This is a genomic window from Aquibacillus sediminis, from assembly GCF_005870085.1.
Lineage (GTDB): Bacteria > Bacillota > Bacilli > Bacillales > Amphibacillaceae > Aquibacillus_E > Aquibacillus_E sediminis.
This window is the reverse complement of sequence record NZ_SZNM01000001.1, coordinates 130922-157507: the sequence shown is the minus strand read 5'-3', so window position 1 is coordinate 157507 and position 26586 is coordinate 130922. Positions and strand designations below refer to the sequence as shown.

Here is a 26586-nt window from a genome sequence, read left to right as displayed (position 1 = left end):
TGAGTTGCTGAATGAGAGATGCAACTACATAAAAAGATGGAGGGATGATATCAATGTTACGATCAATGTATGCTGGTATTTCTGGTATGAAAGGTTCGCAAACCAAGTTAGATGTTATAGGTAATAATATTGCCAATGTAAATACTTCGGGTTATAAAAAAGGGCGAGTTACTTTTCAAGATATGATGAGTCAAACGATTTCTGGAGCAGAGGGCCCTTTAGGAGATAATGCTCGAGGAGGGATTAATCCTAAACAAGTAGGTCTAGGTACTCAAATAGGAAGCATTGATAATATCCAAACACAAGGGAACAGACAAACAACGGATCGCACCTTGGATTTAGCGTTAGAGGGTGACGGAATGTTTGTTTTAGGTGAGAACCTAGAATTTAACAATAATGGTGAAGTCGAAATTGATCCCGATAATGATCCTTCTACAAAACTTAGTTATTCACGATCTGGTAACTTTTATCTTGATGAAGAAGGTTACATTGTGAATCCAGATGGTAAATATTTATTAGGTGATGCTGATATTTATGATCAAGATGAGGATCCTGATGGGACGTTAGATGGTATAGGAAGAATCAGAGTGCCTGAAGATGCGGAAAGTTTTAGCATTCAAAGTGATGGTACTGTTAGTTATGTCGATAATTCAGGCGATGTGAACGAAGCTGGTCAAATTAGACTTGCTAATTTTTCTAATCCAGGCGGACTTGAAAAACAAGGTTCAAATACCTTCCAATGGACTGAAAATGCTGGTGAAAATGTTACAGAGTTAGCTGATTTAAGGGAGCCCGGACAAGATGGAGCAGCTACTATTGTTTCTGGTGCACTAGAAATGTCAAACGTTGATTTAGCAGAAGAGTTTACAGAAATGATCACTTCTCAAAGAGGATTTCAAGCGAATACGAAAATTATTACGACTTCTGATGAGATCTTACAAGAATTAGTAAATCTTAAACGATAAATAAAGGAGGTGGGGAGTTGGACCCTGTCTAACTCCCTCCATTCATGATCCAAGTTACCCGTTTAAATGGAGAGACGTTTATGTTAAATGCATTATATATTGAACAAGTCCAATCGTTTCCAGATACGACCATCACTTTAACAAACAGCAAGAAATTAGTTGTCAAGGAGACAGAAAAAGAAATATTTTTTTTAGTAACGAGATTCTATCAAATGATTGGGTTACAAGGGTCCAAAATAGAAACAGGTGATAAAGAGTGAGTCCCAAATTATTTAAAGTTATGGTGTCTATTTTAGTAGTCCTTACCATTGCCGGGGTTGTATCATTAGTTCTTATTTTAAATGGATCTGCAAAAGGTAATGGTGAATTGTCTTTAGATAAGAAGGTAGAGTATTCCTTTACAACTTCCGAGATGAATACAGATTTAAAAGATGGTAGTTTTGTTCGAATCCAATTTCAATTTATGATGGACAGCAAGAAGGCAAAGGAAGAAATTCAAAAACGTGAATTTCAAATAAAAAATATTTTAATCAAACAGTCCGTTTCAATGACTGAACAAGACTTTCGGGGTGGCTTAACCGAACTTGAAGAAAAGATGAAAACAGAAATTAATAAATTAATGAATGATGGAAAAGTAGAAGAAGTTTATATCATAAGTAAAATATTACAATAAACTTTTGGTAAAGCTCCCTACATGGAGGTGAGATGACTTGGCGGAAGAAGTTCTATCGCAAAATGAAATTGATGCACTATTATCTGCTCTTTCATCTGGGGAAATGGATGCCAATCAATTAAAGCAAGAAGAAAATGATAAAAAAATTAGGGACTATGACTTTAAACGAGCATTACGATTCTCAAAAGATCAGATTCGAAGTATTTCAAGGATTCATGATAATTTTTCGAGATTGTTAACGACTTATTTCTCTGCACAATTAAGAACATATGTAAGTATTTCTGTTGCATCTGTTGATCAAGTCCCATATGAAGAATTCATACGATCAATACCGACTAAAACGATTTTAAATATTTATAGTGTAGCGCCATTAAGTGGGAGAATTATATTTGAGTTTAACCCTAATATTGCCTATGCCATGCTAGATCGGATGTTAGGAGGTAAAGGGTCTAGTGTCAATAAGATTGAAAACTTAACAGAAATTGAATCTACTATTATGACTCAGTTATTTGAAAGAGCATTAGATAATTTAAAAGAAGCTTGGAGTAGTATGATTGATATTGACCCTCTATTGGAAGACTTTGAGATTAATCCTCAATTTTTACAATTAGTCTCACCTAACGAAACAGTCGTTGTTGTTTCATTGAATACTACGATTGGAGAAAGCAGTGGGATGATTAATATTTGTATCCCACATGTCGTTTTAGAACCGATTATACCGAAGCTATCTGTTCATTATTGGATGCAAAATGAAGGAACAAAAGAAAGTAAACCAGAAGAATATGAAAATTTAACTGCTGGTATTGAAGAGGCCGTAGTAGATGTAAGTGCTCAGCTTGGACAGTCGAAAATAACGATAGATGAGCTATTAAACCTTAATAAGAATGATATTATTGAATTGGAACAACCGATAGATGCACCGCTTAACTTATTGGTTGATCAACAACCGAAGTTCCTAGTACAACCAGGAAAGAAAAAGAAGAAACTAGCAGTACAAATTATTGATGAAGTTGCAACTAAGGGGGGCTAGCAATGAACGATGGTATGTTATCTCAAGAGGAAATTGATGCATTACTAAAAAGTACGGAAGAAGATGATCCGTCACTAGAACAAAACGAAGCTGTTACGGAATTAAATACGGATGACTATCTGACAACAATAGAACAAGATGCTTTAGGAGAAATTGGAAATATTTCATTTGGTAGTTCTGCAACCACGTTATCAACTCTATTGAATCAAAAGGTAGATATAACGACACCAAAAACAGCTATAATAGAGCAGAATAAATTAAGTGAAAAGTTCCCACAACCACATGTTGGATTGGAAGTGAAATATACAGAAGGTTTTTCTGGCACAAATTTGTTTGTCTTACAAACAAAGGATGCCGCAATTATTGCTGATTTAATGTTAGGTGGCAATGGAGAAGTCACATCAGATGAACTAACAGATATTTCGTTAAGCGCTGTACAGGAAGCGATGAATCAAATGATGGGGACCGCTGCAACAAGCATGTCAACTGTATTTAATAAGCGAGTGGATATTTCCCCACCTACGGCTAGTTTGATGGATAATGTTGAATCAAAAATTAATCATTTACCTGAAGAAGATGTACTCGTAGAAGTATCTTTTCAACTAAAAATTGGTAATTTAATTGATTCACATATTATGCAATTATTACCTGTATCTTTTGCTAAAAGTTTAGTGAATGAATTAATGGGTTCTCCTGCTGAAGAGTCCGTACAATCGAACACAGCAGATTCATTTCAGGAATCACCTAAACAAGTAGAAAAACAATATCAGCAGATGTCAGAAAAACAAACACATCAAATGCATCAGCAGACAACAATGCAAGCACAAGAACAACCTAAACAAGAACCTAAACATATAGGAGCAACTTCGGCTCCAGACTCCCAAGTGCAAACAGCTGCCTTTTCTAGCTTTTCAGACGAACAGTTGCCAACGAAAGAAAAGCGCAATTTAGATATGCTACTCGATATTCCATTGAATGTAACGGTCGAACTAGGGCGTACTCAAAAATCTGTTAAAGATATTTTGGAAATGTCATCAGGGTCGATTATAGAATTGGACAAACTAGCAGGAGAACCCGTTGATATTCATGTTAACAACAAATTAATCGCCAAAGGTGAAGTAGTTGTAATTGAAGAAAACTTTGGTGTTCGTGTTACGGATATTGTTAGTCAATCAGATCGATTAAAAAAATTAAACTAACCAAAGAAAGGAAGATTCAGATTGGGGAAAAGAATATTAATTGTTGATGATGCAGCATTCATGAGAATGATGATTAAAGATATTTTAGTGAAAAATGGCTATGAAGTAGTAGGTGAAGCACAAGATGGTGTGCAAGCAGTTGAGAAATATGAAGAATTAACACCAGATTTAGTAACGTTGGACATTACAATGCCTGAAAAAGATGGGATAACCGCACTAAAGGAAATTAAAGCTATAAATCCAGATGCTAAAATTATAATGTGTTCTGCAATGGGACAACAAGCGATGGTTATTGATGCGATTCAAGCCGGTGCAAAAGACTTTATTGTTAAACCGTTTCAAGCAGACCGTGTCATCGAAGCCATACAAAAAGCTTTAGATTGATTTAGGTGTTTGCGATGCTAAAAAAAACTATCATGCTTTTTTTGTTTATGTTCCTAATAGGTGGAATACTTGATTGCTTTACTACCAACGGATATGCCTCAACGACGGTGGATGAATGGTTCAATGATCCACCGGTCGACAATCAAGATGAGGAAACAGGTGTCGAAGTCGAAGGGGATGAGGAGAGTACGCAACAAGGTTCAGAGCCTAGTACTAATCTTGCTAAGTTATTTGTTCAACTTATTTTTGCTTTAGCAATTGTCATTGGACTTATTTATGGATTACTTAAATTTATTGGAAACAAAAGTAAAATGTATCAAAAAGTACGAGCATTAGAAAATGTCGGCGGGATTTCTTTAGGTTCGAATAAATCATTGCAAGTTGTACGAATAGGTGAGCGTTATTATGTTATTGGTGTTGGTGATGATGTTGAGTTGTTATCAGAAATTACCGATGAAGAAACAATAAACGAGTTGATGTCAAACGATAACACATCGGATTTCAATCCACGTACTTTTCTTGCTAGTTTCTTCCCAAAAAAAGAAGATGATGATCATAGCTCAAATAAGTCATCAAGTGATTATCCGAAGTTATTTAAAAATGAATTAAATCAAATGATAGAAGATCGTAAAAAACTAACGGAACGATTGAGAAGTAAGGAAGATTCCAATGAATGAATTTGTAGATATTTTTTCCAACTCAGATCCTGAAAATGTCTCAACCTCTGTAAGATTATTATTATTGATGACCGTCTTTTCATTAGCACCGAGTATATTAATTTTAATGACAAGTTTCACACGCATTCTTATTGTACTATCCTTTGTTCGAACATCTCTAGCAACACAGCAGATGCCACCGAATCAAGTGTTAATTGGAATTGCGTTATTTTTAACCTTTTTTATCATGGCACCAACCTTTAGCGAAATCAATGAAGAAGCTATTGCTCCTCTCTTTAATGAAGAAATTACATTAGATGAGGCCTATGATCAGGCTGCACAACCAGTAAAAGAATTTATGGCGAAGCATACTAGACAAAAGGACTTAGCATTGTTTATGAATTATTCACAAATGGAAAAGCCGGAGACAATACAAGATATCCCGCTGACAACTTTAGTTCCAGCTTTTGCGATCAGTGAACTAAAAACAGCCTTTCAGATGGGATTTATGATTTTTGTTCCGTTCTTGGTTATTGATATGGCCGTAGCAAGTGTACTAATGTCGATGGGGATGATGATGCTACCACCAGTTATGATTTCGTTGCCATTTAAAATACTTTTATTTGTTCTTGTGGATGGTTGGTACTTAGTTACTCATTCACTACTCGGTGGTTTCTAGTCGTAGGATTGTCTTATAGCAACAGTGGAAAGGGGAAAACGAAGTGAGCGGTGAATTTGTAATATCTTTAGCAGAACAAGGCATTTATACCGTTCTAATGGTAGTGGGCCCATTGCTTTTGTTAGCACTTGCTGTGGGGTTATTAGTCAGTATATTCCAAGCAACCACACAAATCCAAGAACAAACGTTGGCATTTATTCCTAAAATCGTTGCCGTATTAGTAGGATTAATATTTTTTGGACCTTGGATGCTTACGAGAATGGTAGAATTTACGAGCAATATATTTCAGAATCTTAATCAGTTTGTAGGTTGAAAACATGCTAGAATTAATCAATATTAACGCTCTACCCGCATTTCTATTAATCTTTATTCGGGTAACTTCTTTTTTCGTAACGCTCCCTATATTTTCTTATCGGAATGTACCGACACATTTTAAAGTAGGTTTTGGATTTTTTTTAGCATGGATTATGTTTTATACGTTAGAAATTCCAACTATTCCATTAGATGAGCAATTTGTACTTTTATTGTTGAAAGAAGTATTAGTAGGATTGATGCTAGGTTTAATAGCCTATATCGTTTTATCTGCTATCCAAATTGCTGGTGGATTTATTGATTTTCAGATGGGATTCGCCATTGCAAACGTTATGGACCCTCAAACAGGGGTGCAAAGCCCTTTAATTGGTCAATATTATTATACGGCCTCATTATTGTTTTTATTAGCGGTAAATGGACACCATTTGTTGATTGACGGTATCTTTTATAGTTATCAAACCATCCCCTTAACGGCTTTTATTCCGTTTGGTAATGAACAAATAGCTGTTTTTATTATGCAAACATTTAACGAAATGTTTATTATTGCATTTCAAATGGCCATTCCGATCGTCGGGTGTTTATTTTTAGTAGATGTTGCTTTAGGGATCATTGCGAGGACTGTTCCCCAATTAAATGTTTTCGTTGTTGGCTTACCATTAAAGATACTTGTATCCTTTGTTGCCATCTTTGTGTCGATGCCTATTTATATGTTATTAGCAAGAAATTTATTTGAAACAATGTTACAAACAATGAGAGGACTTATGCAATTATTTGGAGGTGCTTAGCGTGTATTTACAGCTTGATTTGCAATTTTTTGCAGGTGAAAAAACAGAAAAGGCAACTCCAAAGAAACGTCAAGACTCACGAAAAAAAGGTCAAGTTGCCAAAAGTCAGGATGTAAATACCGCTATCTTGTTGTTTTTTGTATTTATCTTATTCATTGTGATTGGCGGCTATTTGAAAGATAATTTCACAGCTATTTATCAAAAGTTTTTTACGGAATATATTAATTGGGACGTGACAGAAGATTCTGTACACCAAGTATTTGTAGAAAACACGTTCGCAGTTGCTAAAGTAGTGGCGCCAATAATGGCGATAGCTATTGTGGCAGGACTTGCTTCTAACTTTTTGCAGATTGGGTTTTTATTTACAACAGAGCCTTTAAAAATGAAGTTAAATAAAATCGATCCGATACAAGGTGCTAAAAGGATTTTCTCTGCTCGAGCACTAGTTGAATTAGTAAAATCTTTATTAAAAATAGCGGTTGTTGGAACGATAACGTTTTCCATTCTTTGGATGCGTAAAGATCAGATGTTTATGTTGGGTGGTAAAGATATAAATGGTTCGTTGGCGTTCTTTGGGGAAACGACGATCCTTATGGGAATAGCATCAGCTATCGCTTTGCTAATCATCTCTGTGATTGATTATACGTACCAACGATATGATTTCGAAAAAAATATACGAATGTCAAAAAATGATATTAAAGATGAACATAAAAATATTGAAGGGGATCCGCAAATTAAAGGAAAAATTAAAGAAAAACAACGACAAATTGCAATGCGAAGAATGATGAGTGAGATTCCAGATGCTGACGTTGTTATTACTAACCCAACTCACTATGCGATTGCGATTAAGTATGACGAACAAAAAGCGGATGCTCCTTATGTTGTTGCTAAAGGTGTGGATTATGTTGCCTTCCGTATTCGGGAGATAGCTAAAGCAAATGAGGTAATGTTAGTAGAAAATCGACCTTTAGCAAGAGCATTATATGATGGTGTTGAAATTGGTCAAGTGATTGGTGAGGAGTATTTCCAAGCGGTAGCAGAAATCCTTGCTTATGTCTATCAATTGGAAAAAAAGTTATAGAGGGTACGAACTTATAGAGAGAAATACATGAGGTGAAAACATGAAAGCTAAAGACTTATCGGTATTATTAGGTGTTATATTAATTATTATTATGCTTGTGATCCCATTACCAGGATGGTTATTAAGTATTTTTATATTAACAAATATATCTTTAGCTCTTATCGTGATACTTGTTGCGATGAATACTACAGAGACGTTGCAGTTTTCGATCTTTCCATCTTTATTATTATTATTAACTTTGTTTCGCCTCGGTTTAAATGTGTCCACTACACGGTCTATCCTATCTGAAGGACAAGCTGGTGGTGTTGTCGAAACGTTCGGTACATTCGTTATTGGTGATAATCCTTTGGTTGGTTTTGTTGTCTTTGCAATTCTTGTTATTATTCAATTCTTAGTAATTACCAAAGGTAGTGAAAGAGTATCAGAAGTATCTGCAAGGTTTACATTAGATGCGATGCCAGGGAAACAAATGAGTATCGATGCCGACCTGAATGCAGGTTTGATTAATGAATATCAAGCCAAAGAACGTCGTGAAAAAATTGAACATGAAGCTGATTTCTATGGTTCAATGGATGGTGCTAGTAAATTTGTGAAAGGGGATGCGATTGCTGGAATTGTCATTGTTCTCATCAATATTGTGTTTGGCTTAATTATTGGTATGGCCCAAATGGGTATGAGTTTTGGAGAAGCAATTAGTACCTATATGCAGCTAACGGTTGGAGACGGATTAGTCAGTCAGATCCCAGCGTTACTTATCTCAACGGCAACTGGTATTGTTGTTACCAGGGTTGCAAGTGATGGAAACTTAGGTAGTGACGTTACAGCCCAGCTATTCAGATATCCCAAATTATTATACATTGCAGCTGGAACCATTTTCTTATTAGGGTTAACGCCAATTAATTTTCTATTAACATCCTTAATTGCAGGTATTCTAGCATTTGGGGCTTATTGGTTGTCAAGACCTACTACTGCTGATCCAGTGGAAACCGTTCAGGAAGAAGAACAAGAAGAAAGCGAGCAAATGAAGGCGCCTGAAAATGTTGTTGGTTTATTAAGTATGGACCCGATTGAATTTGAGTTTGGCTATGCGTTAATTCCGCTAGCAGATACCAATCAAGGTGGCGATTTGTTAGACCGTGTTGTCATGATTCGGAGACAATTAGCAATTGAAATGGGTATTGTCATTCCGGTCGTGCGAATTCGAGACAATATTCAGTTGAATCCGAATGAATATCGTTTAAAGATTAAAGGAAATGAAGTGGCTAAAGGGGAACTTTTATTGGATCATTACCTTGCGATGAGTCCTGGTATTGAAGAGGATAGTATTGAAGGAATTGATACAACAGAGCCTGCTTTTGGTCTACCAGCAAAATGGATTAGTGAAGAATGGAAAGATGACGCAGAATTATCAGGATATACAGTTGTTGATCCACCGTCAGTTGTTTCCACTCATATTACCGAGTTAATCAAAAAGCATGCTCATGTATTACTTGGTCGACAAGAAACAAAACAATTAATCGATCATTTAAAAGAAACTTATCCAATTCTAGTTGAAGAAGTAACACCAGAGCCATTGTCAATTGGAGATGTACAAAAAGTGTTAGCAAAATTACTAAGAGAAAATATCTCAATCCGAAATCTACCGATTATTTTCGAAACACTTGCTGACTTTGGCAAAATGACGAATGACACGGATCTTCTGACAGAATATGCGAGACAATCCCTAGCAACACAAATAACAAAACAGTATGCACAACAGGAACAACTCAAAGTTATTACAATATCTCAAGAAGTGGAACAAATGGTAGCTGAACATATTCAACAAACAGAACATGGGTCATACTTAGCTCTTGATCCAGAGTCACAGCAGGTGATTATCCGTTCTGTATCTGAAAGTGTGGAACAGTTAACATTACAAGAGGAAACACCAATTATTTTATGTTCACCGTCAATTCGAATGTATGTGAAACAATTGATTGAACGATTTTTTCCACAAGTAGTTGTGTTATCTTATAACGAATTAGAGCCAAATCTAGAAGTACAAAGTGTTGGGGTGGTGAATGTTGCATGAAGGTAAAAAAGTTTGTGGCTCCTACGATGCCAGAGGTAATGAAACATGTTCGCAAAGAATTAGGTGCTGATGCAGTGATTCTCAATTCAAAAGTAGTACACAAAGGTGGTTTTCTCGGATTATTTAAAAAGAGAAACATAGAAGTGATTGCTGCTCTTGATCCTCAGCCAGCCAAAGTTCAACCAAAGGAGTCGGCTAACTTTGAAAAGCGAAATGTAGCTCAATCGTTCCCATCGGTTAGTAAGCCAGATAGTAATGGGAATGCGCAAGTATTAAATGAAGTAAGAGAATTACGAAAGTGGATGGAAAAGAGCACATTTAACCAAGATAACTTATATCCAGTTTCCTTCCAATTCGTCTACGATCGGTTAGTGAGTCAAGAAGTAAAACCAGAACTCGCTAAACAAATAATCGACCCATTAATGGTGGCGGACGATAACGTCTCTTCCGAATTAGAGGTGGAGGCAATTACAACAATGGTTTGTAATGAAATAGAAAAACAGTTACAAGGTAGGGAGTTTGTTGGTATAGATTACAGTAAAAAGATCATTCACTTAGTCGGTCCAACAGGTGTAGGTAAAACGACAACGATAGCGAAACTTGCTGCTAATAGTGTTTTGAAAGATAATAAACGAGTTGCTTTCATAACAACAGATACGTATCGAATTGCTGCAATTGATCAATTGAAGACTTATTCTAAGATTTTAAATATTCCTTTAGAAATTGCTTATTCATTAGAGGATTATCAAAAAGCCTGTGATAAATTTAGAGATTATGATTTAATTCTGGTGGATACAGCTGGAAGAAACTTTAGAAACCAAAAATATGTTGAAGAATTACAACAAATGACCAATTATAAACAAGAGGTAGATACGTACCTAGTTCTATCTTTAACAACTAGATCGAATGATTTAGAAGAGATTGTACAACAATTTCAACATGTACCGATTAAACAGTTTGTTTTTACCAAGAAAGACGAAACACGCACTTATGGTTCGATCTTAAACTTATGTTTAGAGAAAGGAATCGGTGTTGCCTATATTACAACAGGACAAGATGTACCTGATGATATAGCCAATACAACTGTTCCTGAAATTTGTCAAATGATAGTTGGTGAACCTGTTGATGAATGATCAAGCAGCAAAATTAAGAAAACGAATCGAACAATTAAAAGCATATAGACAGGCCAAAACAATTGCAGTTATTAGTGGTAAAGGAGGCGTTGGGAAATCAAATTTTGCTTTGAATTTCTCCTTAACACTATCTAAAAACCAACATAAAGTGTTGTTATTTGATTTAGATATCGGAATGGGCAATGTTGACATACTATTAGGTTTGACCCCTAAGTATTCGATTGTGGATATGTTTGACAAACAGCTATCCATTGATGATGTTGTGGAGATAGCTCCCAACAATTTATCGTATATTGCAGCTGGATCCGGATTGAATGAAATTTTTTCAATAGATGAGGCAAAATTTGAATACTTTCTTAAGCAATTGAACGATCTGATTCACAGTTATGACTATATAGTATTTGATATGGGTGCTGGTGTCACGCAGCAAAGTATCTATTTTATGTTAGCTGCAGATGAGTGTATAATAGTAACAACACCAGAACCCACATCATTAACAGATGCATACGCCATGATTAAGCATGTTACCCATAAAAACAATCAACTTCCACTATTTTTATTAGTTAATCGAGCAATTAACCAAAAAAATGGTCAACAAACGATGCAACGCCTGCAACAAGTTGTCAATAAGTTTTTAGCACGAGATCTTGCACCATTAGGGATCTTACCTGATGATCACACGGTCATGAAAGCTGTCACAAGTCAAACACCTTTTACGTTATATGATCCACATGCACATATTACACGTGCAATGAATCAGATTGTTGATCAATATATAACGAATACAATTAATGTGAATAAAAAAGTTCCTTTCACTTTTATTAACAAACTTAAACAATTTATTAAAGAAAGGTAGTCTTGTATGGATAAAATAAATGTTTTAGTGGTGGATGACTCAGCATTTATGCGAAAAATGATCACTGACATTTTGAACGGGGACCCTCAACTTCATGTAGTTGGAACAGCTAGAAATGGTCAGGACGCATTAAAAAAAATACCCTCTTTACTCCCTGATGTGATCACACTTGATGTAGAAATGCCTGTTATGGATGGATTGGAAACACTCGGACAAATTATGAGCCAATTTTCTATCCCTGTGATTATGTTATCAAGTGTAACAAAAAGAGGAGCTGAAAAAACCATTCAAGCTATTTCTCTAGGTGCCATCGACTTTATAACGAAACCATCGGGATCCATTTCACTAGATATTCAATCGATACAAGCTGAAATTACTACCAAGGTGATTGCTGCGGCTAAATCTAAAGTATCCTCACCCACAGTTAATGACAGTATACAGCTACCGCAATCTAAGCATCAACCAATAGACAGAAGTCATCCGATTGGTAAAAAAGTGATTGTGGCGATTGGTACTTCTACTGGAGGTCCAAGAGCCCTGCAACAAGTACTTACCCATTTACCACAAAACTTCCCAGCCCCTATTGCAATTGTTCAACATATGCCTAAGGGTTTTACGAAGTCGCTAGCAGAAAGGCTTGATTCACTATCCGATATTCATGTTAAGGAAGCTGAAAATGGAGAAGTGTTAGTTAAGGGAACCGCATACATTGCGCCCGGTGGCTATCACTTAGGCGTCAAGCAAATGGGGAGATCATTAATAGCTGAGGTTTATCAATCTGAACTAAGAAATGGCCACCAGCCTTCTGTTGACGTTTTATTTGAAAGTTTAGCACAACAAAAGGTATCTCAAGTATTTGCTGTTGTAATGACGGGGATGGGAGCAGATGGTTCAAAGGGGTTACATACGTTAAAGAAACTTAAACGTGATAGCTTCATAATGAGTGAATCTAACAAAACGGCTGTTGTTTACGGAATGCCCCAAGCGGCTGTGAAAACTAATTTAGTGAATGAAATAGTAGATTTGGACAAAATTTGTAGCGTTTTGGTCGAGAAAATAAACGTTTGAAAGGATAAAGCTGATGACTTATATAGACCAACTATCAAATTATCATTTAGATGTTCTTAAAGAAATAGGGAATATTGGTTCCGGAAATGCAACAACTTCTTTATCAAAATTATTAAATAGAAGAGTAGAAATGAAAGTACCTTCTGTCCGATTACTTGATTTTAATGAAATGATGGATATTGTTGGTGGGGCTGAGGAAATCGTAGTTTCTATATTTCTAAGGTTATCAGGTGATTTTCCTGGTAACATGTTTTTTGTTCTTTCTCCAACGCAAGCAGAATCTTTTGTTCATAAAATAACTGGTGATGTGCAATTTTCATTCGATGATCTTGATGAAATAGGATTATCAGCTATACAAGAGTTAGGTAACATATTAGCTGGCTCCTATTTATCAGCTTTATCTGATTTTACGAAATTGGCGATTCATCCATCCGTACCTTCCTTGACAATGGATATGGCAGGAGCTGTATTAACACAAGGCTTAATAGAATTATCACAGGAAAGTGATTACGCCATCATTATTGATACAATTATTAAAGATCATGACTCCAATCACGATTCAACCAACGGTCATTTTTTCCTATTACCAGATCCAGGGGCATTCAGTAAATTATTTGATGCATTAGGTGTTAGTGAATGAATGCTACAGTGGTAAAAGTGGGAATTGCAGATTTAAAAGTGGCGAAATCACCAGAATTATTACGTACATCTGGTCTGGGATCATGTGTCGGGGTTGTCATTTATGACTTATCATCGAAAATAGCAGGGCTTGCTCATATTATGTTACCAAGTTCTGAACTTTCGAAAGATAAAAACCAAAATCAAATGAAATATGCGGATACAGCAATCGATTTACTTGTGCAATTATTAATCGATCAAGGCGCAAAGACTTATGCAATGAAATCAAAGTTAGCAGGTGGAGCACAAATGTTTACATTTACTTCATCCAATGACACATTGAGAGTGGGAAAAAGGAATACAGAGGCTGTTCTTAAGCGTTTGGAAAAACATCGCATCCCAGTTATTGCAAAAGATGTTGGAGGAAATAGTGGGAGAACAATTGAATTTAATACGGATACTGGAATGTTAAAAATTAAAACAGTAAACCAAGGAATAGGTGAAATATAGGGAATGAATTCGTAAATCGTTTGCGCTTTTATTACCAAACTTTTTAAACGTCTTTTAATAGGTACTGACGAGGTGATTCGATGTCCAATAAAACATCAAGAAAAGATCAACAATTATGGGAAACATGGATGAAAGATAAAAATAATAATGATACTGCGAATCAATTAATTGAATGCTATCTTTATTTAGTTAATTACCACGTTGAAAGGATAGCTGTTCATTTACCTAATAGTGTAAGTAAGGATGACTTAAAAAGCTTAGGGCTATTTGGATTATATGATGCATTATACAAATTTGATACATCAAGGGATCTTAAGTTTGATACGTATGCTTCTTTTCGTATCCGAGGAGCGATCATGGACGGATTACGTAAAGAAGATTGGTTACCTAGATCAATACGAGATAAAGCGAAATCAATTGAGCGTATGTCACATAAACTTGAACAACAACTTCAACGCGAACCAACCTCAAAGGAAATTGCAACCGAATTACAGATGAGTCCAAATGATGTAGAAGAAATCATAAAAGATACACTATGTGCGAACCTTATGTCAATGGAAGAGAAACCGAGTGATCACCATGATTATAAAGAGGGGATTGGTTATTTAATCCCTAATGATGAAAAGAAAAATCCTGAAAATCTAGTAACGAATCAAGAAGATATAGTAGAATTAGAAGAAGCAATTCAAACATTGAATGCGAATGAACAATTAGTTCTTAGCCTGTTCTATAAAGAGGAGTTATCACTAACTGAGATTGGACATGTGTTAGAACTGACGACATCAAGGATTTCACAAATTCATAAACAAGCACTGTTTAAGCTAAGAACTAGATTACCCCGTTAAAATGTTTGAAAATTGATAACAGGGGGATTAGTTATGCAACGTGTAGATGAAATATTTCAATTAAGCCTTTCAAAAGATTTGATGTCCGCTTCACTTGAACTAAAAGAAATAAGCAATCCGTTAACTATTAACGTGACGAAAGGTGAGATAGTAGCATACTTAAAAAATCACAACATTATTTATGGTTTGTTGGATTCAGAAATTGAAAAAATAGTCGATGGTATTCAACCGCATGAATTTCCAATTATAGTTGCAAAAGGTCTTCCCCAAAAACATGGTAAAAACGGACAAATTCATTACTCGGATGTGAAGACAACGAACCTTGTCAATAAAAACCAAAAGCGAAATTTTAGAGATGTAATGATAATTCCTTCTGTTCAAACAGGTGATCAGATTGCACATATTACACCACCAACAAACGGGACAGAAGGAATGGATATTTGCGGAAATATAATTCAGGCAACACCTGGAAAACCTATAAGTATAAAACCTGGAAAGAATGTCAGCTATAATAAAAAGAACCGTGTCTTTGAGGCTACACAAAATGGTCAATTATCGATTAAACATAATCGAATTCATGTTTATCCCTCCTACGAAGTTCATGGCGACTTAGATATGAAAACAGGTAATATAGATTTTGTTGGTTCTGTGACGATTCATGGGAACATACCGACTGGTTATTCTATAACAGCTGCGGGAGATGTGACCATTGAGGGTTTAGTGGAGGCCGCTTCTATAACAGCAGGAGGCAGTATTTATATATCTGAAGGGTTTGTAGGATTAGGAAAAGGAAAACTAATAGCAGGTCAGGATATAAAAGTGAATGATATAAATCAAGGAACAGTCGAAGCGGATGGTAACCTTTATGTCGGAAAATCGATTATACATAGCCATTGCATTGCTAAAAAATCGATCTATTGTCAAAATGGGAACATAATCGGCGGAATTGTTTCAGCTGGAAAACGAATAGAAGCAAAAAATATAGGTAATAAATTAGGGACAAAAACATTGATAGCTATAGGAATTAATAAAAAAGCACAACAGATGGAACAACAACTCATCCAGGAAAAAAAAGAATTGATCGAAACTGAGCAAAAGTTAGTCAAATTAGGTGATCAACTAATAAAAAAACATGCCTTAAGTGGATTGAATCAAAAGGAAAAACTCCTGTTGATAAAGCAACAACGATCAATAAGAGTAACGAAGAAGCAATTGGAAGAAAAACAAGAAGACCTTGTAAATCTAAAAATGATCATGAGTAATCAAGAGGATTTACACCTTGTTGTGAAAGGAACCATTTACCCAAATGTTGAATTATCTTTACATAAGTATAGGAAGTATATTCATACTGTCTATCATTATGTAAAAGCAATCCTAGACAATCAAGAAATTACAATTCATTCGCTTTAATAGCATTTTACTTTAAAAATAAAGGATGCGATATAATGAGTTGGAAATCGGTCGAAATGCAAGTTGCTCTTCCGCGCACACAAGATGCGGGTAAATTACAAGAACAAATGGATCAAAGGGGACAGCAAACACAACATTTACTAGCAAAAGATCAAATTGAACTTGACACAAAAAAACGAAAACGAGTGAATGATTATCAACAAAAGGATGATGTGAACAATAAGCCCCAACGCAATAGGGAAGTGGATCGAGGCACATCGAACACTAATGAGACAAATCAACATGATGAGGAGTTAAACCATCCTTATCTCGGTAAACAAATTGATATTAATGGTTAAAGAGGGATATGATGGTAACATTTATATTGGTGATTAGCTTAATTTTGCACCTCATGACGTTTATTATCATTCGAGTCATGATGACGAAATTAAAGCGAGCAGATCAATTAGCAAAGAAACAAACCCAATCGATGAAGGAAATAGAAGAATTATTCTCGGTATACCTAGTAGAATTAAAAGAGGAAAATCAAAAGCTATTAGATCATTTTCCTGTTAAAGAGCATCAACAACAATCGAGTGAAGAAGATATTATGGAGAAAAAAGCAACAGCGGTGAAGCGTTCTTCTTCCACAGTTCAACGAACCTATAGTTCAAAAGAGAATAAGCGTGACACAAGTCTAAGTAACCAACCAAATAACTATCAACCGCCTCTAATAAATGATAAAGAGGATATTGTCGAACAATCTACTTCGGCAACTGTTTACTCATTATATGATCAAGGATATTCTGTCAATGATATTGCAAAAAAATTAGATTGTGGGAAAACGGAAGTCGAGTTAATGTTAAAATTCTATCGGAAAAACTCATAAAATTGCTTGATTGCTCGAATTATATATGGTATATTTATTTTCGGTGTTAATCACACACGCCTGTGGATTAGGTAAGAGGTGCTAGTCGAATGATTAGTTCTTACGTAAAGATGAAGCAGACGGAGGATAAACCAAAAAATAGGAGGAAAAAAGAATGGCAGTTATTTCAATGAAACAGCTACTTGAAGCTGGTGTGCATTTCGGACACCAAACTCGTCGCTGGAATCCAAAAATGAAGAAATATATCTTCACAGAGCGTAATGGTATTTATATCATCGACCTTCAAAAAACAGTGAAAAAGGTTGATGAAGCGTACAACTATATTAAGGACGTTGCTGCTGATGGTGGTACTGTTCTATTTGTAGGTACTAAAAAACAAGCACAAGAATCTGTTAAAGATGAAGCAATTCGTTCAGGTATGTACTTTGTTAACCAACGTTGGTTAGGTGGTACACTAACAAACTTTGAAACAATCCGTAAACGTATTAATCGTCTTAAAGACATTAAGCGTATGGAAGAAGATGGAACATTTGATGTTCTTCCAAAGAAAGAAGTAGTTGGCTTACTTAAAGAGAAAGAAAGACTAGTTAAATTCCTTGGTGGAATTGAAGATATGAAGAAATTACCAGATGTTATGTTCATTATCGATCCGCGTAAAGAGCGTATTGCGGTAGCTGAGGCACACAAATTAAATATTCCAATCGTAGGAATTGTTGATACAAACTGTGATCCTGATGAGATCGATTATGTGATCCCAGCGAATGATGATGCAATTCGTGCTGTGAAACTTCTTACTTCTAAAATGGCTGATGCTATCCTAGAAGCGAAACAAGGAGAAGTAACAGAAGAGGCTGAAGTAGAACAAGCAACTGAAACCGTACAAGAGTAACAAAGGTTTTAAAGGGTGATAAGAGGGGAACCTTTTATCACCTTTTTTAAAGAATCTTAGGTTGGATATTTTTCCTAAATCAATGAAAAAATGTAAGATTTAACCCACACAAGAATGACGTTGGCACAATTCGGAAATAAATAACATAGATACGAACTGACACATACATGAACCAACATCCCATTCATATGATAATAGGTTAGATTTAAACAAGGAGGAAATGAAAATGGCAGTAACTGCAAAAATGGTAAAAGAACTTCGTGAAAAAACTGGTGCTGGAATGATGGATTGTAAAAAAGCTTTAACAGAAACAGATGGTGACATCGATAAAGCGGTTGATTACTTACGTGAAAAAGGTATTTCAAAAGCGGCTAAAAAAGCAGACCGTATTGCTGCAGAAGGTTCTACACATGTGGAAGTAGAAGGAAATACAGCAGTACTACTAGAAATGAACTGTGAAACAGACTTTGTTACAAAAAATGACCAGTTCAAAGACCTTTTAAGTGAATTAGGTAAGCACTTAGTAAGTCAAAAACCTGAATCTGTTGAAGATGCATTGAAACAAAATCTTCATGGTGATGGAGAAACATTAGAAGAGTATATCAATTCTAATATTGCGAAAATCGGTGAGAAATTATCTCTTCGTCGTTTCACAATCATGGAGAAATCAGATAATGATGCATTTGGTCCATATATCCATATGGGTGGTAGCATCGGTTCACTAGTTCTATTAGAAGGTACGACAGATGAAGCAGCAGCTAAAGATGTTGCGATGCATATTGCAGCTGTAAACCCTCGTTATGTTTCTCGTGACGCTGTATCTGAAGAAGAAGTTGAAAGAGAACGCGAAGTTTTAAAAACACAAGCACTAAACGAAGGCAAACCAGAACATATTGTTGAAAAAATGGTAGAAGGTCGTCTTAGCAAATTCTTCGAAGAAATCTGCTTGTTAGAGCAAAGCTTCGTTAAAGACCCTGACCAAAAGGTTAAACAAGTAGTAGAAAGTAAAGGAGCTACTGTTAAAGGCTTTGTACGTTACCAAGTAGGTGAAGGAATGGAAAAAAGAGAAGATAACTTTGCTGAAGAAGTAATGAGCCAAGTTAAAAAATAATTGAGTTGAAAAGGGGACACAGTGTGTTCCCTATTTTCAAATAGGGGTAGAAGAACTTACTAAAAATTTGTACGAACATGCTACAAAGTCAAAAGTAAGTCTTATGAAAAATTAACTACATATTTTACTGGAGGTAATTATGACAACTGCTCGCTACCGTAGAATTGTGTTAAAATTAAGTGGAGAAGCATTAAGTGGTGATCAAGGATATGGGATTGAGCCTCAAGTTATTCAATCCATTGCCCACCAAGTCAAAGAAGTTGCTGAGTTAGGTGTGGAAGTAGCTGTCGTTGTTGGTGGAGGTAACATTTGGCGTGGTAAAGTTGGTAGTGAGATGGGAATGGATCGCGCTAATGCTGATTATATGGGGATGCTAGCAACTGTAATGAACTCACTAGCATTACAAGATAGTTTGGAAAATGTTGGAATCCCAACTCGAGTACAAACATCGATCGAGATGCGCCAAGTTGCAGAACCATATATTCGAAGAAAAGCAATTAGGCATTTAGAAAAGAAACGTGTTGTAATTTTTGCAGCGGGAACTGGGAATCCATATTTCTCAACAGATACCACTGCAGCATTAAGAGCTGCAGAAGTAGAAGCAAATGTTATTTTAATGGCAAAGAATAACGTTGATGGTGTTTATACGGATGATCCGAAACTTAATAAAAGTGCTGTTAAATACGAAGAATTGTCCTATTTAGAAGTATTAAATGAAGGATTAGGCGTGATGGACTCAACTGCGTCCTCACTTTGTATGGATAATGATATTTCATTACTTGTGTTCTCAATCACAGAGGAAGGGAATATTAAACGAGCAGTAACAGGCGAAAAAATTGGAACTTTAATAAGGGGGAAATAAGCATGTCTGATCAATTAATTAAAGAAACAAGCTCAAAGATGTCACAAGCAGTTCAAGCATTTTCTAAACAACTAGCAACCGTTAGGACAGGTAGAGCAACACCTTCGATCCTTGACAGTGTTGTCGTTGATTACTATGGCGCAACAACACCATTAAACCAGTTAGCTACCATCTCTGCACCAGAAGCACGTTTGTTAGTGATTACACCATTCGATAAATCTGCTGTAAACGATATTGAAAAAGGGATTCAAAAAGCTGATTTAGGCTTGTCTCCATCTAGTGATGGGAATGTTATTCGAATTAACATTCCAGCTTTAACAGAGGAACGTCGTAAAGATTTAGTTAAAGTTGTAGGTAAATATGCTGAAGAAGCAAAAGTTCAAGTGAGAAATATTCGTAGAGATTCTAATGATCAACTGAAAAAAGACGAAAAAAATGGCGATATTACGAAAGATGATCTAAAGGCTTATCAAGATGATGTGCAGAAAGAAACAGATAATCATATTAACCAGATCGATAAGCTTGCAGAAGAAAAAGAACAACAAATCATGGAAGTATAAGGTATTCCCATGTAAATAATAATAAGTTTGAATGGAGACCCTCTTAACCAAAAGGGGGTTTTTGCACGTTAAAGAGAATTGTTCCTCATCATTTTGAATAGTATTACGAAAAGGGGACTTTTTCTTTTTGCGAAAAAGTATTATACTTGCTCGTGTACCTATTCAAAATGATCGGCTTATATATGGAGGATTAGTATGGCCAAGATTAGACTTCCTTTTTTTAATAAAAAAAATGATAAGGAATTAAACTTATTGCCAAATGGTAAAATTCCCGAACACGTAGCCATTATAATGGATGGAAATGGTCGTTGGGCTAAAAAACGTGGATTACCAAGAGTTGCAGGGCATAAACAAGGAATGGATACTGTCAAGACGATTGTGAAGGTTGCAAATAAACATAAGATTAAAGTGCTTACACTTTATGCCTTTTCAACGGAAAATTGGAAACGTCCAAAGTCGGAAGTGGATTTTATTATGAAACTTCCTAAGGAGTTTTTAAATACATATTTACCAGATTTAATGAAAGAGAATGTACAAATTCGTACAATTGGCGATGATGGTCAATTACCACAACATACAATAGAGGCAGTTAAGTATGCCAAAGAGCGAACAAAAGGAAATACTGGATTAATCCTAAATTTTGCCTTAAATTATGGTAGTAGGTATGAAATGGTCGAAGCAATGAAACAATTAGTAATGGATGTTGAGGATCAAAAGTTGCAGATTGATGATATTAACGAAAGTTTGTTTGAAGACTACTTATATACTAAAAATATAAGTGATCCTGATTTATTGATAAGAACTAGTGGTGAACAACGTCTAAGTAACTTTTTATTATGGCAAGCTGCTTATTCAGAATTTTGGTTTACGGATGTGTTATGGCCAGATTTTAGTGCAGAAAAGTTTGAAGAAGCATTGTTCGATTATCAAAATAGAAAACGTCGCTTCGGGTCGATATAAGGTGTGAAAATATGAAAATAAGAATTATTACTGCTATTATTGCCATTGCCTTGTTTTTTCCAATCGTATTTTATGGAAATTGGCCTTTTTATCTTATTATGTATGTAATTGGATCAATTGGCGTATTAGAACTTTTAAAGATGAGAAAGCAAAACATTTATCCCGTACCTACCATTATTACCTTGTTATTGTTATGGTCTTTACTTTTCCCTTATAGTGACAACATAATGATAGGAAACTTTCATTTTACAAAAGTAGAGATCACATTATTAGTGGTATTATTGCTCTTATCCTATACTGTACTACTAAAAAATAAATTTACTTTTGAAGATGCAGGTTTTTTCGTTTTATCAGCTATTTATGTAGGACTTGGTTTTTTTTATTTCATTCAAACAAGAGATGCCGACCAAGGCCTTATCTATATTTTTTACGGGATATTAGTTATATTAGCAACAGATACAGGAGCATATTTTTTTGGACGAGCTTTTGGAAAAAGGAAGTTATGGCCTGAAATAAGTCCTAATAAAACAATAGAAGGTGCAGTTGGTGGTATTCTTCTATCATGTATCATAGCTATTATCTTTCATAGCTTTGTACCTGTTCACTCTTCGACATTCGTCGTTTTAATTGTGACAATTTTAGCGTCTGCTTTTGGACAGATTGGTGATCTTGTTGAGTCAGCTTTTAAAAGGCATTACGAAGTGAAAGATTCCGGGAAAATTTTACCAGGGCATGGTGGAATCTTAGATCGCTTTGATAGTTGGCTGTTTGTATTTCCATTATTGCATTTTATTCAATTTTTTTCATAGGATGAATAGATATAGGAGCGTAAACAAATGAAAAACATAGCATTGTTAGGAGCTACTGGGTCAATAGGTTTACAAACGGTTGATGTGATCCGTCAACATCCAGAACAATTTAAACTGTATGCAATTGCTTTTGGGAGAAACATCAAACATGCTATCCCAATTATACAGGAATTTAAGCCTAAAAAAATTGTTGTACAAGATCAAGAAACAAAGGAAAAACTACAGCATCGTGTGGATGGTGCTCGTATTATTGTTGGGAACGAGGGAATGGTTGACATAAGTATAGATCGTTATACAGATGTATTGGTAAATGCCGTGATGGGGAGTGTAGGTTTACAAGCTACATTAAGTGCAATTCGTGAACACAAGCAGGTTGCTATCGCGAATAAAGAAACATTAGTTACGGCTGGACATTTGGTTATGGATGAAGTTCGAAAGCATCATGTTACACTTTTACCGGTTGATAGTGAACATTCCGCTATTTTTCAATGTTTAAACGGTGAACACGAAAAAACGATTCATAAAATTATTTTAACAGCTTCTGGTGGAAGCTTTCGTGACAAGACTAGAGATGAAATTGCTAATGTAACCGTAAAGGATGCGTTAAACCATCCAAATTGGAATATGGGTGCAAAAATCACAATTGATTCTGCTACCATGATGAATAAAGGTTTAGAAGTAATTGAAGCGCATTGGTTATTTGATCTTGCTTATGACCAAATTGATGTGATTCAACATAAAGAAAGTGTTATCCATTCCATGGTTGAATATATTGATCGAAGTGTTATTGCTCAGTTAGGGTCTCCAGATATGAAAGTACCCATTCAGTATGCTCTTACCTATCCAACACGACTTGACCTTTCACAGACAAAACGATTAAACTTATCGGAAATAGGACAACTTCATTTTAATGAAATGGACATGGAACGATTCCCTTGCCTTCAAATGGCTTATGATGCTGGCAGGAAAGGTGGCACCATGCCAACTGTTTTAAACGCGGCAAATGAAATGGCTGTCGAACTATTTCTTAGAGAAAAGATATCCTTTTTACAAATAGAGGATTTTATCCAACGAGCTATGCAAGAGCATCAAGTTATAAAGTCACCTGACCTAGAAACTATTTTAGCGTTGGATCAACAAACACGACAGCAAGTGATTTCCTATTTAAATTAAAAGGAGAGTGCTAATTTGAATACCATCATTGCCTTTATTTTAATGTTTGGTCTACTCGTGTTTGTTCATGAGTTTGGTCATTTTATTTTTGCTAAACGTGCAGGAATGCTTGTACGTGAGTTTGCAATTGGGTTTGGTCCCAAAGTCTTTTCTTTTACCAAAAATGAAACATTATATACCATTAGATTGCTCCCAATGGGTGGATATGTACGAGTTGCAGGTGAAGATCCAGAGATTATTGATTTAAAACCTGGACAACATATTGGACTTGAATTTACGGAAGATGGTAAAGTAAGTAAAATAATAGTGAATAATAAATCGAAACACCCCAATGCTCACGTGATTGAAGTAGAATACGCAGACCTAGATCATCGGTTACGGATAGAGGGATATGAAGTAGATGAAGATGAAAGACTATCTTTTGATGTTGATCGACAGGCTGTATTTGTACTGGATGAAACAGAAACACAAATCGCTCCTTATGATAGACAATTTGCTTCTAAAACAATTGGACAACGTGCGATGCAATTATTCGCGGGTCCAATGATGAATTTTATTTTAACCATTGTTATTTTTGCAATACTTGGGTTTATAAATGGGATTCCAGCTGATACTGCACGAATCGGTGATGTAGTGGAAGATAGTCCTGCACAGGAAGCAGGATTCCAATCAGGTGACGAAGTGGTACAAATTGAAGGTACCCCAATAAATAAGTGGGAACAATTTCAACAAATTGTCCAAAATCATCCTGGTGAGGAATTAGGAATGACAGTAAATCGTAATGGCGAAAGAATTGATTTGGCAGTGGTACCTAATAGTGTAGAAGCTCAAGATATGGAAATTGGCCAAGTTGGCGTAACAGCTGAACTAGAAAAATCAGTAATAAAATCTATTCCGTATAGTATTGAAGAAACTTATTTTTGGGGTAAATTGATCCTTACTAATTTAGGAATGTTGGTAACAGGACAGTTTTCCATTGATATGTTATCAGGTCCTGTTGGAATTTATGATGCAACAGACCAAGTGGTAAAAACAGGGTTTATGAATTTCTTGACATGGACTGCTGCATTAAGTGTTAACTTAGGAATCATTAATCTATTACCATTACCAGCATTAGACGGTGGTAGGTTGCTGTTTGTTGGCGTTGAGGCTGTTCGTGGGAAACCAATTGATCCACAAAAAGAAGGTGTGGTTCACTTTATAGGTTTTGCTTTACTGATGTTACTAATGATTGTTGTCACATGGAATGACATACAACGACTATTTTTGTAAAAGGCTTAGTTAAATTAGTTTAAAGAGGATCTTTCCTCCTTTTTAAACACGCACTAAAAGATATGGAGTGAATATAGGATGAAACAAAGTCAATCGCTTATACCAACACTTAAGGAAGTACCTGCAGGAGCAGATATAAAAAGTCATCAATTATTACTCAGAGCAGGTTTCATCCGACAAACTGCTTCTGGTGTCTATAGCTATTTACCATTAGGAAAACGAGTGTTGCGGAAAATAGAAGAGATCGTAAGGGAAGAAATGGATCAAGCTGGTGCAAATGAAATGTTAATGCCTGCCTTACAACCAGCAGAGATTTGGAAAGAAACAGGTAGATGGGATGTTTATGGTCCTGAACTGATGCGACTGCAGGATCGCCATGAAAGAGAATTTGCTTTAGGACCAACACATGAAGAAGTAATCACTAGTCTAGTGAAAGATGAAGTGAAAAGTTATAAAAAATTACCACTGACCCTATACCAAATTCAAACAAAATATCGGGACGAACAACGCCCTCGATTCGGTTTATTACGAGGACGTGAATTTGTCATGAAAGATGCATACTCCTTTCATGAAACATATGAGAGTTTAGATGAATCCTACCAACTCATGTATGACACCTACTCTAAAATATTTAATAGGTGTGGATTAGACTTTCGTCCTGTTATTGCAGATTCAGGTGCAATGGGTGGGAAAGATACCCATGAATTTATGGCGCTTTCTGATGTTGGTGAGGATACGATCGCTTATTCCGATACATCAGATTATGCTGCGAATATTGAAATGGCTGAAGTAACTCCAAACTATGAAAAACCTACTACTTCATTAAAAGAAATAGAAAAAGTTGAAACACCTAACCAAAAAACAATGCAGGAAGTTGCTGACTACTTGGAACATAGTCTTAGTGAAGGTCTTAAGGCGCTAATGTTTAAAGTAGATGAGAAGTTAGTGCTTGTCGTAACAAGAGGCGATCACGAAGTGAATGATATAAAATTAAAAAATCTCTATCAAGCAAGTATGGTGGAGTTAGCAACTGAACATGAAACCAAACAACTTTTAGGAGCTGGCTTCGGTTCATTAGGACCAGTTGGTGTCAGTGATAAGGTGGAAGTTGTAGCAGATCATGCTGTAGAATATGTTATGAATGCATCCTGTGGTGCGAATGAAGATGGCTATCACTTTATTAATGTAAATCCAGGTCGTGATTTCACGGTAGCCAAATATGCTGATTTGCGTTTTATTCAAGAAGGTGACCCCTCTCCAGACGGACAAGGAGTCGTGAAGTTTGCAAGAGGTATTGAAATTGGACAAGTATTTAAGTTGGGCGATTTTTATGCTGATCAACTTGGTGCTTTATATTTAGATGATCAAGGTAAATCGAAGACGATGATCATGGGTTGTTATGGTATTGGTGTGTCACGTGTACTTGCGGCAATTGTAGAACAATTCCATGATGAAAATGGGATTACATGGCCAGATGTGATTGCACCATTCCAGGTCCATCTATTGACTATCAATGCCAAAAAGGAAGAACAATCACAACTTGCGGACAAGTTATATCAGATGTTACAAACATCAGGAATCGAAGTGTTATATGACGATCGAAAAGAACGAGCAGGTGTCAAATTTGCTGATAGTGATTTAATAGGAATTCCGTATCGAATTACTGTTGGCAAACGTGCTAGTGAAGGGTATGTGGAATTTAAGCACCGCTCAACTGGAGAGCAATTAGAAGTACATGAGTCAAACATAATGGAGACTATAAATAAAATGATGAAGAAATAGGAAATAAACCCTTGTCGTATTAATG

General features: G+C 35.8%; 30 protein-coding genes. All 30 read left to right on the top strand.

Annotated features, from left to right (window positions below; translation table 11 throughout):
* The first annotated feature begins 53 nt into the window (after positions 1 to 53).
* A complete protein-coding gene (gene flgG / locus FCI53_RS00725) occupies positions 54 to 965 on the top strand; it encodes a flagellar basal body rod protein FlgG (protein ID WP_138414823.1) in 912 nt (303 codons plus the stop codon).
* Between the two features lie 44 nt (positions 966 to 1009).
* Complete coding sequence (locus FCI53_RS00720; protein WP_138414821.1) at positions 1010 to 1225, top strand: flagellar FlbD family protein; 216 nt, start codon at positions 1010 to 1012, stop codon at positions 1223 to 1225.
* Positions 1222 to 1638, top strand: coding sequence for a flagellar basal body-associated protein FliL (gene fliL / locus FCI53_RS00715; protein WP_246049976.1), 417 nt, complete (start codon positions 1222 to 1224; stop codon positions 1636 to 1638). The genes FCI53_RS00720 and fliL overlap by 4 nt, the downstream gene beginning before the upstream one ends.
* 37 nt (positions 1639 to 1675) lie before the next feature.
* Entirely contained in the window at positions 1676 to 2668 is a 993-nt protein-coding gene (gene fliM, locus FCI53_RS00710) for a flagellar motor switch protein FliM (protein ID WP_138414819.1), read from the top strand.
* 2 nt (positions 2669 to 2670) lie between these two features.
* The gene (fliY, locus tag FCI53_RS00705; protein ID WP_138414817.1) at positions 2671 to 3867 is read left to right on the top strand and encodes a flagellar motor switch phosphatase FliY; all 1197 of its coding nucleotides are present in this window, start codon (positions 2671 to 2673) and stop codon (positions 3865 to 3867) included.
* 21 nt (positions 3868 to 3888) lie between these two features.
* Positions 3889 to 4251 carry a response regulator gene (locus tag FCI53_RS00700; RefSeq protein ID WP_138414815.1) on the top strand — a complete coding sequence of 121 codons (363 nt, stop codon included), beginning with the start codon at positions 3889 to 3891 and terminating at the stop codon, positions 4249 to 4251.
* Positions 4252 to 4265: 14 nt separating this feature from the next.
* Positions 4266 to 4928, top strand: a complete 663-nt coding sequence (gene fliO / locus FCI53_RS00695; protein ID WP_138414813.1) for a flagellar biosynthetic protein FliO — start codon at positions 4266 to 4268, stop codon at positions 4926 to 4928.
* A complete protein-coding gene (gene fliP / locus FCI53_RS00690; RefSeq protein ID WP_138414811.1) occupies positions 4921 to 5586 on the top strand; it encodes a flagellar type III secretion system pore protein FliP in 666 nt (221 codons plus the stop codon). Before fliO ends, fliP begins: the two co-directional genes overlap by 8 nt.
* Positions 5587 to 5629: 43 nt before the next feature.
* On the top strand, positions 5630 to 5899 hold the full coding sequence (gene fliQ / locus FCI53_RS00685) for a flagellar biosynthesis protein FliQ (protein WP_138414809.1): 270 nt from the start codon (positions 5630 to 5632) through the stop codon (positions 5897 to 5899).
* Between the two features lie 4 nt (positions 5900 to 5903).
* Positions 5904 to 6683 carry a flagellar biosynthetic protein FliR gene (gene fliR / locus FCI53_RS00680; RefSeq protein WP_138414807.1) on the top strand — a complete coding sequence of 260 codons (780 nt, stop codon included), beginning with the start codon at positions 5904 to 5906 and terminating at the stop codon, positions 6681 to 6683.
* Between the two features lies 1 nt (position 6684).
* Complete coding sequence (gene flhB, locus FCI53_RS00675) at positions 6685 to 7764, top strand: flagellar biosynthesis protein FlhB (protein ID WP_138414806.1); 1080 nt, start codon at positions 6685 to 6687, stop codon at positions 7762 to 7764.
* Positions 7765 to 7804: 40 nt separating this feature from the next.
* Positions 7805 to 9835, top strand: coding sequence for a flagellar biosynthesis protein FlhA (flhA, locus tag FCI53_RS00670; RefSeq protein ID WP_138414804.1), 2031 nt, complete (start codon positions 7805 to 7807; stop codon positions 9833 to 9835).
* Positions 9832 to 10968, top strand: coding sequence for a flagellar biosynthesis GTPase FlhF (gene flhF / locus FCI53_RS00665; protein ID WP_138414802.1), 1137 nt, complete (start codon positions 9832 to 9834; stop codon positions 10966 to 10968). Before flhA ends, flhF begins: the two co-directional genes overlap by 4 nt.
* The gene (locus FCI53_RS00660; protein ID WP_138414801.1) at positions 10961 to 11824 is read left to right on the top strand and encodes a MinD/ParA family protein; all 864 of its coding nucleotides are present in this window, start codon (positions 10961 to 10963) and stop codon (positions 11822 to 11824) included. The genes flhF and FCI53_RS00660 overlap by 8 nt, the downstream gene beginning before the upstream one ends.
* Positions 11825 to 11830: 6 nt before the next feature.
* Complete coding sequence (locus FCI53_RS00655) at positions 11831 to 12892, top strand: protein-glutamate methylesterase/protein-glutamine glutaminase (RefSeq protein WP_138414799.1); 1062 nt, start codon at positions 11831 to 11833, stop codon at positions 12890 to 12892.
* 13 nt (positions 12893 to 12905) lie between these two features.
* A complete protein-coding gene (locus FCI53_RS00650) occupies positions 12906 to 13532 on the top strand; it encodes a chemotaxis protein CheC (RefSeq protein ID WP_138414797.1) in 627 nt (208 codons plus the stop codon).
* Positions 13529 to 14020, top strand: a complete 492-nt coding sequence (locus FCI53_RS00645) for a chemotaxis protein CheD (protein WP_138414795.1) — start codon at positions 13529 to 13531, stop codon at positions 14018 to 14020. The genes FCI53_RS00650 and FCI53_RS00645 overlap by 4 nt, the downstream gene beginning before the upstream one ends.
* Positions 14021 to 14100: 80 nt before the next feature.
* Positions 14101 to 14865, top strand: a complete 765-nt coding sequence (locus tag FCI53_RS00640) for a FliA/WhiG family RNA polymerase sigma factor (RefSeq protein WP_138414793.1) — start codon at positions 14101 to 14103, stop codon at positions 14863 to 14865.
* A 33-nt stretch (positions 14866 to 14898) separates the two neighbouring features.
* On the top strand, positions 14899 to 16275 hold the full coding sequence (locus FCI53_RS00635) for a FapA family protein (protein WP_138414791.1): 1377 nt from the start codon (positions 14899 to 14901) through the stop codon (positions 16273 to 16275).
* Between the two features lie 35 nt (positions 16276 to 16310).
* The gene (locus FCI53_RS00630; protein WP_138414789.1) at positions 16311 to 16613 is read left to right on the top strand and encodes a hypothetical protein; all 303 of its coding nucleotides are present in this window, start codon (positions 16311 to 16313) and stop codon (positions 16611 to 16613) included.
* An 11-nt stretch (positions 16614 to 16624) separates the two neighbouring features.
* Positions 16625 to 17143, top strand: a complete 519-nt coding sequence (locus FCI53_RS00625; protein WP_138414787.1) for a DUF6115 domain-containing protein — start codon at positions 16625 to 16627, stop codon at positions 17141 to 17143.
* 154 nt (positions 17144 to 17297) lie between these two features.
* Positions 17298 to 18032: a 30S ribosomal protein S2 gene (rpsB, locus tag FCI53_RS00620; protein ID WP_138414785.1), complete on the top strand. Its 735-nt coding sequence runs from the start codon at positions 17298 to 17300 to the stop codon at positions 18030 to 18032.
* Between the two features lie 226 nt (positions 18033 to 18258).
* Positions 18259 to 19143: a translation elongation factor Ts gene (tsf, locus tag FCI53_RS00615; RefSeq protein ID WP_138414783.1), complete on the top strand. Its 885-nt coding sequence runs from the start codon at positions 18259 to 18261 to the stop codon at positions 19141 to 19143.
* Between the two features lie 139 nt (positions 19144 to 19282).
* Entirely contained in the window at positions 19283 to 20005 is a 723-nt protein-coding gene (pyrH, locus tag FCI53_RS00610) for a UMP kinase (RefSeq protein ID WP_138414781.1), read from the top strand.
* 2 nt (positions 20006 to 20007) lie between these two features.
* Positions 20008 to 20565, top strand: coding sequence for a ribosome recycling factor (frr, locus tag FCI53_RS00605; RefSeq protein ID WP_138414779.1), 558 nt, complete (start codon positions 20008 to 20010; stop codon positions 20563 to 20565).
* A 195-nt stretch (positions 20566 to 20760) separates the two neighbouring features.
* A complete protein-coding gene (locus FCI53_RS00600; RefSeq protein WP_138414777.1) occupies positions 20761 to 21525 on the top strand; it encodes an undecaprenyl pyrophosphate synthase in 765 nt (254 codons plus the stop codon).
* Between the two features lie 11 nt (positions 21526 to 21536).
* Positions 21537 to 22334 (top strand): phosphatidate cytidylyltransferase, encoded by a 798-nt coding sequence (locus FCI53_RS00595; RefSeq protein ID WP_138414775.1) that lies wholly within the window; start codon positions 21537 to 21539, stop codon positions 22332 to 22334.
* Between the two features lie 27 nt (positions 22335 to 22361).
* Positions 22362 to 23507 carry a 1-deoxy-D-xylulose-5-phosphate reductoisomerase gene (gene dxr, locus FCI53_RS00590; protein WP_138414772.1) on the top strand — a complete coding sequence of 382 codons (1146 nt, stop codon included), beginning with the start codon at positions 22362 to 22364 and terminating at the stop codon, positions 23505 to 23507.
* A 15-nt stretch (positions 23508 to 23522) separates the two neighbouring features.
* The gene (gene rseP / locus FCI53_RS00585; RefSeq protein ID WP_138414770.1) at positions 23523 to 24779 is read left to right on the top strand and encodes an RIP metalloprotease RseP; all 1257 of its coding nucleotides are present in this window, start codon (positions 23523 to 23525) and stop codon (positions 24777 to 24779) included.
* A 78-nt stretch (positions 24780 to 24857) separates the two neighbouring features.
* Positions 24858 to 26561, top strand: coding sequence for a proline--tRNA ligase (locus FCI53_RS00580; RefSeq protein ID WP_138414769.1), 1704 nt, complete (start codon positions 24858 to 24860; stop codon positions 26559 to 26561).
* Positions 26562 to 26586 lie beyond the last annotated feature (25 nt).